Origin of the sequence: Duncaniella sp. (assembly GCF_029054785.1) — a bacterium.
Taxonomy (GTDB): domain Bacteria; phylum Bacteroidota; class Bacteroidia; order Bacteroidales; family Muribaculaceae; genus Duncaniella.
In genome coordinates, this window is the sequence record NZ_JAIDEN010000186.1 from 1 (window position 1) to 6,287 (window position 6,287).

The following is a 6,287-nucleotide window of genomic DNA, read 5'->3' on the forward strand; positions in this document are numbered from 1 at the left end:
ATAGCCCAGTCGACTTGCCGACTGAATGCAGCCTGCTGCTGCTTGCGGAAAGTCTGGTCCCAATAGAGATCAATACCGATCTCCCCTATTGCTATATATTTTGCAGGATCGGCAGTCAACTCTGCTTCTATTTCAGCGAGATCCGATTCCCAATTTTCATTGATTTCAGTCGGATGAAGCCCCATCGCCATAAAAATGTGGCCAGGGAAACTGTCTCGCAGACGATTCATCGGACCGATTGTCCCCAGATAAACATTCGGGAATATCAGCTTTTTGACATCCGCGGCAATAGCCCTTTCGACGGCTGCTTCAGGAGTCGGGGAAAACTCATCAAGATATAGATGGGTATGGGTATCGATCAACATGGACCTTATTTGTTTCGTGTTGCCGATTTGAGAGCCAGATCAATGAAGAATGACCGAGCCTCCGGCTGAATGACAAGCTGATCAAGACAGGAAATTGCAGTGTCAATGTATGCACGGATAAGCTCATGAATCCGGTCCGGTAATCCGAGCCGGTCATACACTGCACGTACTCTGGCTATTTTTTCTTCAGGAGCCACTGAACTGCCGATGAGGCCACTGACTTCGCCGGTCTCGTCTTCCTTCATAGCCATGATCAGCAACCATGTCTTTTTATCGTTCAGAATGTCTCCTCCGATAGCCTTGCCAAATGTTTCAGGATTTCCGTATGTGTCAAGATAATCATCCTGAAGCTGGAATGCAAGACCAAGATTGACTCCGTAATTGAAGAACTGGAGCTGGGTCTCGAAAGGAGCATCGGCCATCAAAGCACCCATACCACAGGCACATCCAAGCAACACCGAAGTCTTCAGGCGGATCATTTCCATGTATTCCTCTACGCTGACATCAAGGCGAGACTCAAAATCCATGTCGAGCTGCTGCCCCTCATAGATATTCATGGCAGTCCCGTTGAACAGATCTAAGGCTGAAGCAAGATGATCGCCGACCTTGATCGCCAAAAGCATAGTCGAGGTTGTGAGCATCGCATCGCCTGACAGAATCGCGGTCTCTTCGTTCCACTTTTTATGAACTGTCGGACGACCTCGTCTGACATCCGCATTGTCCATCACATCATCATGCAAAAGAGTGAAATTGTGAAACATTTCAATCGCTATGGCCTGATGGATAGCAGACATAGGATCTTTCCCCATTGCCTCACAGGCTGCCAAAGCCAATACCGGACGCAGACGCTTGCCTCCACAATCCAATGTGTATCGGATAGGATCGTAAAGACCGGCAGGGCGCTCAGGCAGTTTCAGATTTTCAATCGCCTTATTGACGAGTGACAGATATTCGTTGAATTCCTTCATTTCAGAGTCATTTAAGTCTATTTGCGACGACGTTTTTTCTTTCCATGATGTGTCAGGGCTTCAGCAACTGAAACCTTTGAACCCAGGTCGTCTTCCTTGTTATCCTTTCGTAAGGCATTGCCATTATCGTCAAGCAGTACAAAATCAAGTTGCTTTTTCTCCAGATCGGCGCGAGCCACCTTGATGTCTACATTGTCGCCAAGACGATAGCGGTGGTTGTGGCGACGTCCGACAAGGCAATGATTCTTTTCGTCAAAGTCATAATAGTCATCCGCAAGATCGCGCATCGGCACCAGACCTTCACATAGATTGTCATTAAGTTCGACATAGAGGCCCCATTCCGTAACACCGGAAATGATGCCTGAGAACTTGTCGCCGATGTGCTCCTGCATATACTCGACCTGCTTGTACTTTATTGACGAACGTTCAGCAGTGGCAGCCAACTGTTCCATTTCGCTGGAATGTTTGCACTGATCTTCAAGTTTCTGAAGATTGACACTCCGTCCTCCTGCAAGATAACGGTCAAGAAGACGATGGACCATCATGTCGGGATAACGGCGGATCGGAGATGTGAAATGGGTGTAATATTCAAATCCGAGACCATAGTGACCGATATTGTCTGTCGTGTAGATTGCTTTTGCCATCGAACGGATTGCCAGAGTAGAAAGATAATTTTCCTCTCCGCGGCCTTTGACCTCGGCCAGCATTCTGTTGATTGAGCGGTTGATTTCCTTGGGTGTGCCTGAAGCCTTTATCTTGTAGCCGAATGTTCTTGCAATAGCGGCCAGATCGGCCAGACGCGACGTATCGGGCACATCGTGAACACGATAGACAAAAGCTTTGGCCTTTTTCTTGCCTTCCGGCTTCCCGACAAAAGTAGCAACCGTGCGGTTGGCCAGCAACATGAATTCCTCGATGAGCTTGTTGGCGTCCTTCGAGACTTTGAAGAAAACCCCTAAAGGCTTGCCGGTTTCGTCAATATGGAATTTGACCTCGGCACGATCAAACTCGACAGAACCATTCTCATACCGCTGGCGGCGCAGAATTTTTGCCAGCTCGTCGAGCTTCTGAATTGCTTCTACGCAATCTCCGAGACCAGTCTCAATAACGCTCTGAGCTTCTTCATAAGAAAAGCGGCGGTCCGATCTGATCACTGTTCGGGCAATCTTCGAGCACAACACCTTTCCCTCATCATCCATGTGAAAAATCACGGAGAAAGCCAGTTTCTCTTCATTGGGACGCAAGGAACAGATTCCGTTACACAGATGTTCGGGAAGCATCGGCACCACCCTATCCACCAGATAGACCGAAGTCGCTCTTTTCTGAGCCTCGCGGTCAATAATGGTGTCAGGATGGACATAGTGTGTCACATCGGCAATATGGACACCGATTTCGTAGTGCCCGTTTGAAAGACGGCGGAATGAAAGCGCATCATCGAAGTCCTTCGCATCAGCCGGGTCAATGGTGAATGTGAGCACATCACGCATGTCGATACGCTGGGCAATCACCTCTTCGGTTATGCCCGCCCCTATCTTGTCAGCGGCTTTTTCCACCGCAGCCGGGTATTTATATGGCAGTCCGAACTCGGCAAGAATCGCATGGATCTCAGTGTTGTTCTCCCCGGCTTTGCCAAGGATGTCAATCACCTCTCCGCTGGGGTTCTTGAAGTCATCTTTCCACTCTGTGATCTGCACCACGGCCTTGTCTCCGGTCTTGCCCCCCTTGAGCTTTGCTTTCGGGATGAAGATATCCGTAGCCAGGAACTTTGAATCCGTCAGCAGGTAGCCGAAATGTTTGTCAACCTTGAGTGTTCCGATGAATGTCTGCTCTTTCTTTTCAATGATCTCTATGACCTCAGCCTCAGGCTCGGCACCTCTACGATGTGCGGCGATATTGACTTTGACGCGGTCGCCGTTCAGAGCGTGCATCGAATTTCTCTCCGCAACGAAGATTGTTTCACCGTCCGAATCGGTAATTACGGAATTTTTGCCGTTGCTGCGGCGGACAAATACACCTGTCGCCTCATTGCCTCGCTGTGGAGATTTGTATTTACCGGGCGAAACCTCGATGATTTCGCCGTTGAATGCCATTTCCACAAGCTGAAGTGCGATGTTGCGCTGCTGAACAGCTGTTTTCGCACCTATCGCATGAGCGACCTGCTTATAATTATATGTGTTGTTCTTTTGCTGCATGACAAATTCCATCACCTTCTTCGCGAGGGCGATAGCATTCTTTGAACCGGCAGCCTTTGCTGATTGAGCCATAGTAGTTGAAAATTAAGAGGTATGTAGATAATTAGAATTGATATTTATCAGAAGATATCAGAGCGTCATCAGGCGTCAATATTGGCATAATTGGCGTTTGACTCGATGAAATCACGACGGGGACCGACATCTTCACCCATAAGCATCGAGAAGATTCGGTCCGCCTCTACGGCGTCGCTTATGGTCACCTGTTTCAACAGGCGCTGTTCGGGATCCATCGTGGTGTCACGGAGCTCTTCCGCGCTCATCTCTCCTAATCCTTTATAACGCTGAACTTTGGTTTTTTCTCCATTGACAGCGATAAATTGTCGAACCTGGGCATCCGTCCAGCAGTATTCTTCGGCTTTTCCGCGAGTACATTTGTACAACGGAGGAGTTGCCAGGTACAGATAGCCCTGCTCAATGATCGGACGCATACGGCGGAAGAAAAATGTCATCAGCAAAGTGGCGATGTGGCTTCCGTCGACATCGGCATCGGTCATGATGATGATCTTATGGTAGGCAAGGCGTGAGATGTTTATGGCCATCGGATCTTCCTCAGTGCCGATTGTCACGCGCATTGCACGGTAAAGGCTGGTGATTTCCTGATTGTCAAGAATCTTGTGATCCATAGCTTTCTCAACATTCAGGATCTTACCTCTCAGCGGCAGAATAGCCTGGAATGTACGGTTTCGGCCCTGCTTGGCTGTACCGCCGGCCGAATCACCTTCGACGAGGAACAACTCGCAGTCCTCGGCATGACGTGAAGAGCAATCGGCAAGTTTGCCTGGAAGGCCGCCGCCGGAAAGCGGTGACTTGCGCTGAATTTTCTGACGCGCGTTCAACGCCGCGTGACGGGCTTGTGCGGCAAGCACGATCTTGTCGACAATAACCCTTGCCTGACGGGGGTGCTCTTCAAGATAGTAGCGCAGAGCTTCGCTGACAGCAGCGGATACGGCGCCCTGCACTTCGCTGTTGCCGAGCTTTGTTTTGGTCTGGCCTTCAAACTGAGGCTCCATCACCTTGACAGAGATAACCGCTGTCAGGCCTTCGCGGAAGTCATCGCCGGAAACTTCGACTTTCACCTTCTCAAGGAGTTTGTTGTCTTCGGCATATTTCTTAAGAGTCGTTGTCAGACCACGGCGGAATCCGGTCGAGTGAGTACCGCCTTCTATCGTGTGAATATTGTTGACGAAAGAGTAGACATTCTCATTGAAAGTCGTATTATATGTGAGGGCGACTTCAACGGGGATGCCCTGACGCTCGGTATTGATGTGAATCACATCATTGATCAGTGATTCTTTGTTGGAATCAAGATACTGAACAAATTCACGAAGACCATTACGCGAATAGAACACTTCCTGGCGAGGATTGCCCTCCGCATCAGTCTTGCGCATATCGGTCAGCGTAAGCGTGATGCCGGCATTAAGGAATGCGAGGTCGCGAAGACGGTTGGCCAATGTGTCATAGTCATATTCCGACACGGTGAATATAGATGTATCAGGACGGAATGTCACTGAAGTTCCGGTTGTATCAGTGTCTCCGATAACAGTGAGCTCACAAGTAGGTTTGCCATAAGCATATTCCTGCATGAAGATCTTGCCTTCACGTCTGACCTCAGCTCTGAGGTACGAAGAAAGCGCGTTTACACAGGAAACGCCTACACCATGCAGACCGCCGGAGACCTTGTATGAGCCTTTGTCGAACTTACCGCCGGCATGGAGCACTGTCAAGACCACCTCCAGCGCGCTTTTGTGTTCCTTCTCGTGCATGTCGACCGGTATACCGCGTCCATTATCGACGACAGTGATAGAGTTGTCGGTATTTATAGTGACCTCAATGTGACTTGCATATCCTGCGAGAGCCTCGTCAATGGAGTTGTCGACCACCTCATATACCAGATGATGCAAACCCTTGAAGCTGATATCTCCGATATACATGGCCGGACGCTTTCTTACTGCCTCCAGACCCTCAAGCACCTGAATATTACTTGCGCTATAAACTTCTGATTCGTGTTCTTTGTCTTCTGACATGATTATATTTTCTATATATTGTTTCCGTTATTATTTTACCACACAAAATTACTAAAAAAAACGCACCGCGACAAATATGATGCAAAGAATTAGCAAATAATTGCACCATATCACGATGTTGACTCTGAGTAATAGCCCCCTATCAGTCGTTGGTCATTATCTGAGACAGACGGTTTTCCAATTCGGTAGAACTCAGGCGTGTTGTCAGTGCCCCCCTGTGAGCCACTGAGATATTTCCGGTTTCCTCGGAGACTACAATCGCAAATGCATCTGTCGCCTGCGATATGCCAAGCGCCGAACGATGGCGCAGCCCCAAAGCACGTGGCACATTGCGGTCATGGCTTACGGGCAGAATACAACCTGCGCTTCTTATGCGGTCATGATCAATGATCATCGCTCCGTCATGCAGCGGTGAGTTTTTGAAAAAGATGTTTTCAATCAGGCGTGAATTTATATCCGCATCAATTATATCTCCGCTTTTCTCATAGGATTCGAGTGGCATTTCCTGACGGATTACAATAAGAGCGCCTGTTTTCGTTTTGGCCATATTCATACAGGCATAAACGATAGGCAGCACATATTTGCGGGTATCGGCTGAAGACTCACGCTTCTCGTGTCGGAAAAGTTTTTTCAGGAATCGCCATCGTTTGTGGTCTCCAAGCTCAACCAAAAATCGCT

General features: G+C 48.8%; 5 protein-coding genes. All 5 read right to left on the bottom strand.

Going from position 1 to position 6,287, the window contains the following annotated elements; translation table 11 throughout:
• Positions 1-365, bottom strand: a 365-nt coding sequence (locus K2H17_RS11170) for a TatD family hydrolase (protein WP_300134804.1), incomplete at its 3' end; no start/stop codon positions are given.
• 5 nt (positions 366-370) lie between these two features.
• Positions 371-1,333, bottom strand: coding sequence for a polyprenyl synthetase family protein (locus tag K2H17_RS11175; RefSeq protein WP_300134806.1), 963 nt, complete (start codon positions 1,331-1,333; stop codon positions 371-373).
• 17 nt (positions 1,334-1,350) lie between these two features.
• Positions 1,351-3,597, bottom strand: coding sequence for a ribonuclease R (gene rnr, locus K2H17_RS11180; protein WP_300134808.1), 2,247 nt, complete (start codon positions 3,595-3,597; stop codon positions 1,351-1,353).
• A 68-nt stretch (positions 3,598-3,665) separates the two neighbouring features.
• On the bottom strand, positions 3,666-5,609 hold the full coding sequence (gene gyrB, locus K2H17_RS11185; protein ID WP_300134810.1) for a DNA topoisomerase (ATP-hydrolyzing) subunit B: 1,944 nt from the start codon (positions 5,607-5,609) through the stop codon (positions 3,666-3,668).
• A 142-nt stretch (positions 5,610-5,751) separates the two neighbouring features.
• The coding region (locus K2H17_RS11190) for a DNA integrity scanning protein DisA nucleotide-binding domain protein (RefSeq protein ID WP_300134812.1) at positions 5,752-6,287 on the bottom strand (536 nt) is incomplete at its 5' end.